The organism is Brevibacterium sp., assembly GCF_022712115.1.
GTDB classification, from domain to species: Bacteria; Actinomycetota; Actinomycetes; order Actinomycetales; family Brevibacteriaceae; genus Brevibacterium; species Brevibacterium salitolerans.
Window position 1 is genome coordinate 1 of record NZ_JALAHB010000146.1, and the last position, 5,648, is coordinate 5,648.

A 5,648-nucleotide genomic window follows, 5' to 3' on the forward strand; every position below is an offset into this window, starting at 1 on the left:
CCCCGAGGCCGCTCCCACCGCCCCGGCCGCCGGTCCGCCCGGCACCGCGCCGCCCATGAGCAGACCAGCCCGCGGCGCGCCCGGAAGGCGGCCCGGCGCAGATCGACCGCGAAGGACTCCGCGCGCTCCACGACCTCCGGCCCCTCCGCCTGGGCGGAGATGCGCAGGTTGAGGTCCTCGGACAGCAGGCTGCCCCCGTACCCGTGGTCGGCATCGCACTGCGGGTCGGCACAGGACTCCGGGAAGGCGTCGATCCGCGCGTTCTGCCCCCAGCCCAGGGTGAGGGAGACCTCCACCGGGGGCTGCCCGGGGCTGAACCCCGCCGGCTTCTCGTAGGTGCGCCCGATCAGCACGGTGCGCACGTCGGTGAGCTCGACGGCCTCCGAGGAGGTCATGCCGCGGGGAGGCTCCCCCGGCGGCGCGGGCTGGGGATCGTCGTCGACGTGGGCGATGAGCAGACGCGTGGGCGTGAGCGCGAAGGCCGTGACGTGGCGGTGGATCGAATCGAGGTCCACATGCGTGTCGATGTGGACGAGATGGCTGATGATCTCCTCGTCGAACAGGCTCTCGAGGAGCATGGTCCCCGCCAGCTGCGGATAGTAGCCGGCAGCCTGCAGGTCCTTGACGAGTGCATGGGGAACGGACATGCGACCAGCATAGACTTCCACCATGAAGAGCTATCCCGCCCAGTGGGAGGCCGACGTCGTCCTCCGCGACGGGGGCACCGCACATCTGCGCCCCATCGTGCCCGAGGACGCCGACGCCCTCCAGCGCTTCCACAAGGCCCAGTCGCCCGAGTCCGTCTACCTGCGCTTCTTCGCGCCCATGCCGGAGCTCCCGCCCCGCGAGCTCCAGCGCTTCGTCACCGTCGACTACTCCGACCGCGTGGCGTTCATCCTGCTCGTGGGAGAGGAGATCATCGGGGTGGGCCGCTACGACCGGCTGGACGCGGTCTCCGCCGAGGTCGCGTTCAACATCGCGGACGCCCACCAGGGCCGCGGGATCGGCTCGATCCTGCTCGAGCACCTCGCCGCCGCCGCGCTGGAGAACGGCATCACCGTCTTCACCGCCGAGGTCCTGCCGCAGAACCGCTCCATGCTCCAGGTCTTCGCCGCCGCCGGCTACGCGGTCTCGCGCGAGTTCGACGACGGGGTCGTCGCCGTCCGCTTCGAGATCGACCCCACCGACAAATCGATGCAGGTGACAGCGGCACGAGAGCACCGTGCGGAGTCACTGAGCGTCCGCCAGATCCTCCACCCCCGCTCCGTCGTGGTGATCGGCGCCTCCCGCAAGCGGCACTCCACCGGCAATCTGCTGGTGCGCAACCTCTCCTCCGCAGGGTTCACGGGCACACTCACCATCGTCCACCCGGAGGCGGACTCGATCGCCGGACTGCCGACCGTGCGCAGCCTCGAAGAGCTCACGGAACCGGCGGACCTCGCGGTCATCGCCGTGCCCGCCGAGGCCGTCTCCGGGGTGGTGCGCGACTGCGCCGCCCACGGGGTCAGGGCCGTCGTGGTCGTCTCCTCCGGCTTCGCGGAGACCGGCGAGGAGGGCCGTGAGCTGCAGCGCGAGGTCGTCGCCACCGCCCGCATGCACGGGATGCGCCTGGTGGGCCCCAACAGCTTCGGCATCGCGAACACCGCTGCGGACGTCGCCCTCAACGCCTCCCTCTCCCCCTTCTTCCCGGAGGCCGGCACGCTGGGCCTGTTCAGCCAGTCGGGGGCGCTGGGCACGGCGCTGCTGGCGCGGGCCACCCAGCTGGGGCTCGGCATCTCGACCTTCGTCTCCGCTGGCAACCGCGCGGACCTCTCCGGCAACGACGTCCTCCAGTACTGGGAGGAGGATCCCGCGACCTCGGCCGTGGGCCTCTACCTCGAGTCGATCGGCAATCCCCGCAAGTTCTCGCGCATCGCCCGCCGCGTCTCCCGGGTGAAGCCCGTCGTCGTGGTCAAGAGCGACCTGACCGGGCAGGAGCTGCCGCCGGGCCACCAGGTGCGGCTCTCCGGGCTCGAGGAGAGGGCCTCGAGCGCCCTCGACGAGATCTTCACCCAGGCGGGCGTCATCCGCGCCGATTCCACCCGGCAGCTCTTCGACGTAGCCCAGGTCCTCACCTCCCAGCCCCTGCCTGCCGGCCGGCGCCTGGGGATCGTGGGGAATTCCGCGGCCGTCGCGACGCTGCTGGCGCAGGGCGCCCGGGCGGAGGGCCTCGACGTGTCCGTCCCCCCGGTCTCCCTCCACCCGGAGGTCCAGGCCGACGAGTTCGCCCAGGCGCTCGCGGAGATGTTCGACCGCGACGACGTCGACTCCGTGATCGTGAGCTTCACCCCGTCTGCAGGGGCCTCGGAGTCCGAGATCGCCGCCGCGCTCTCGGAGCTCGCCGCCACGTCGGAGAAGACGACGGTCGCGTGCTTCTCCGGCGTGCAGGGCGTGCGCGAGGAGCTCACGGCCTTCGTCGCGGACGCGGAGGGCGGGCGGGCCTCGCGCTCGGTGCCCAGCTACTTCGGCCCGGAGGAGGCGGTCTGGTCGCTGGCCCGCACCGTCGACTACGCGATGTGGCGGGCGGAGGACCACGGCCGCTACCCGGAGCTGGAGGGCATCGACAGGAGGAGGGCGCGCACCGTGGTCGCCGAGGCGCTCGAGGCCGCGGACGACGGTCCCGTCCTGCTGGGACCGGCGGAGACGCGCGAGCTGATCTCCGCCTACGGGCTCTCCGCGCTGCCGCTGGTGACCACCGCGACGGTCGACGAGGCGCTCGAGGCAGCGGACCGGCTGGGCTACCCCGTCGCCATCAAGGCCGTCAACAAGCGGCTGCGGCACCGGATGGAGCTCGGCGGCGTGCGGCTGAACATCGAGACCCCGGAGGAGCTGCGGGACGACTACCAGCAGGTGCAGGAACTCGTGGGCGAGTACGCGGAGCCGGGCGGTCCCCGCGGCATCGACGTCCAGCAGATGGCGCCCCCGGGCATCCCCTGCGTCATCCGTGCCGGCGAGGACCCGTTGCTGGGGCCCATCGTCTCGTTCTCCCTCGCCGGTGACACGACGGAGCTCGTGGGCGACATCGCCCACCGCGTCGCACCGCTCACGGATGTGGACGCCGCCTCCATGATCCGCTCCGTGAAGTCCGCTCCCCGCCTGTTCGGCTACAAGGGGCTGCCGGTGGCGAACGTCGCGCCGCTCGAGGACCTGCTGCTGCGCGTGTCCGCACTGGTGGACGACGTTCCCTCCATCGCGGATCTGGAGATCCACCCCGTGGTCGCCACGCCCGCGGACGCGCACCTGCTCAGTGTCCGCGTGGTCCTGCGGCAGTCCCACGACCGGATCGACTCCGGCCGCCGCCGGCTGGCCTGAACCGCCCCGGGCTCGGGCGGATGCGGACGCCGCCCCGCCCGAGCCCGTGCCCCGCCCGGCGGAGACCCCCCGGATCCTCTGCACGGGAGGCCTCGTGCTCCGGCGGGGTGTGCTCCTACAGTGGAGGGATGAAGGCCGCACAGCACACGGAGCCCCTCTCCTTCCACGCCGAGGGACCGGTGTGGTGGCCTGACGACGGTTCAGCGCTCGCGAACTCCCTGCGGTGGGTCGACCTCACCCGCGGACGGGTGCTGACCCTCACCGCCGCGGGCGTCTCGCACGCGGACGTCGGCGGCCCCGTCGCCGCCTTCCTCCGCCCGCGCGCAGGCGGCGGAGCGGCCGTCGTGACGGAGCACGGCCTCAGCCTGTCCCGTGACCCGGCACTGAGCGATCTGCGCCCGGCGTTGTCCGTGCTGGACGACCCGGGCGTGCGCTTCAACGAAGGCGGCGCCTCTCCCACCGGCTCACTGCTCTGCGGTTCCATGCGCTACGACCAGGCGCACGGCGGCGCGGTGCTGCTGGAGGTCACCCCGGAGCTGGAGGTGCGGACCGTCCGCCGCGGCCTCACGGTCTCCAACGGCATCGACTGGAGCCCGGACGGCACCCTCGCCTACCACAACGACACACCGGCCCGGCGCACCACCGTCTCCCCCTGGGACCCGGAGACCGGCCTCGGCGAACCGCGCACGCTCTTCGCACTGGACGAACGGGACGGCGCCGTCGGGCCGGACGGGCTCTGCGTCGACTCCGAGGGCAGGGTGTGGACCGCGATCTACGGCGGCTCCCGCGTGGAGTGCCGCGAGCCCTCCGGACGCCTCGCCGAGGTGGTGGAGCTGCCGGTGACGAACGTCACGGCCTGCGCCTTCGGCGGGGAGCGGCTGGACGAGCTCTTCATCACGACCACCCGCGAGAACGTGCCCGCGGGGTCCCAGCCGCAGGCGGGGGCGGTCTTCACCGTGAAGCCCGGTGCCGTCGGCCGGCCCGTCAGACCGTTCGCGGGATGAGCCCGCGCACCGGACGAGGAGGAACCGTCATGAAGGCGATCACCGCAGAGCCCGGCCGCGCCGGCTCCGTGCGCGTCGAGGAGATCGACGCGCCGGAGCCCACCGGCGGAGAGCTGCTCGTGGAGGGCCTCGCGCTCGGGATCTGCGGCACGGACCGCGAGCTGCTCTCAGGGGTGTACGGCTCGGCTCCGACCGGGCGGAGTCGCCTGGTGATCGGCCACGAGTCGCTCGGCCGCGTGCTCTCCGCGCCGCCGGGCTCCGGCTTCCGGGCCGGCGAGCACGTGGTGGGCGTCGTCCGGCGCCCGGACCCGGAGCCGTGCGGGGCCTGTGCGCACGGTGAGTTCGACATGTGCCGCAACGGCCGCTACCGGGAGCGCGGCATCAAGGAGCTCGACGGCTTCGGTGCGCAGCGATGGACCGTGGAACCGGAGTTCGCCGTCCGCGTCGACGCGGCCCTCGGGCTCAGCGGTGCACTGCTGGAGCCGGCCTCCGTGGTGGCGAAGGCATGGGACCAGCTCGACCGGGTGGGAGCCCGCGCCTGGTACTGCCCGGCCGTCGCGGTGGTGACGGGTGCGGGGCCGATCGGTCTGCTGGCCGCGCTCATGGGCAGACAGCGGGGGCTGGAGGTCCATGTGGTCGATCGCGTGGAGGACGGTGGGAAGCCCGCGCTCGTCGGAGCGCTCGGCGCCGAGTACCACGCGGAGGATCCCGGCGCGGTGCTCGCGGAGACGGAGGCGGACATCGTGCTCGAGACCACCGGTGCCGGCCCGGTGATCGGCGCCGTGCTCGGCAGGGACCGCCCGTACTCCCTCACCGCGCTGGTGGGGCTGGGGGACGGCGCCCGCTCCGAGGCGCTGGACCTCGCGGCCCTCGGCACGCGGATGGTCCTCAGCAATGCCGTGGTGCTGGGCTCCGTCAACGCCAATGTCCGCCACTGGACCACGGCGGCCGAGGCGCTCGCCCGGGCGGACGGGGAATGGCTGGCCTCGCTGGTCACCCGGAGGGTCCCGCTCACGGAGCTGGACACCGCCTTCGAACATCGTCCCGAGGACATCAAGGTCCTCATCGACCTGCAGAGCTGAGCCCCCAGGTCAGGCAACACTGCGCTCACTTAGCCTTGCCTGACCTGTCCTCGCGGAGTACCGTGGAAGCACACGCGAGGTCTGAGGAGGACACAGTGAGCACTCTGCTGACGGACAGCATCCCGGGAACCACGGGTGCAGGCCGCTTCGCGGAGCTCTCCCCCGCCGTCCCCCGTCCGGCGTTCCGCACGCCCCACGAGGCGATGCGGGA

Annotated in this window: 4 protein-coding genes; 3 read left to right on the forward strand and 1 reads right to left on the reverse strand. The window is 72.7% G+C overall.

Translation table 11 applies throughout. From position 1 onward, the window contains the following. Window positions 1-647: DUF5998 family protein (locus tag Q0A33_RS08455; protein ID WP_291795097.1), on the reverse strand; the 647-nt coding region annotated here is incomplete at its 3' end. A gap of 22 nt (window positions 648-669) precedes the next feature. On the opposite strand from Q0A33_RS08455, the gene Q0A33_RS08460 reads away from it, so the two are divergent. From Q0A33_RS08460 to Q0A33_RS08470, 3 genes are all read left to right on the forward strand, one after another. Beyond that, window positions 670-3,351, forward strand: a complete 2,682-nt coding sequence (locus tag Q0A33_RS08460; RefSeq protein WP_291795098.1) for a GNAT family N-acetyltransferase — start codon at window positions 670-672, stop codon at window positions 3,349-3,351. 128 nt (window positions 3,352-3,479) lie between these two features. Further along, entirely contained in the window at window positions 3,480-4,355 is an 876-nt protein-coding gene (locus Q0A33_RS08465) for an SMP-30/gluconolactonase/LRE family protein (protein WP_291795099.1), read from the forward strand. A gap of 29 nt (window positions 4,356-4,384) precedes the next feature. Continuing rightward, entirely contained in the window at window positions 4,385-5,437 is a 1,053-nt protein-coding gene (locus Q0A33_RS08470) for a glucose 1-dehydrogenase (RefSeq protein ID WP_291795100.1), read from the forward strand. Window positions 5,438-5,648 lie beyond the last annotated feature (211 nt).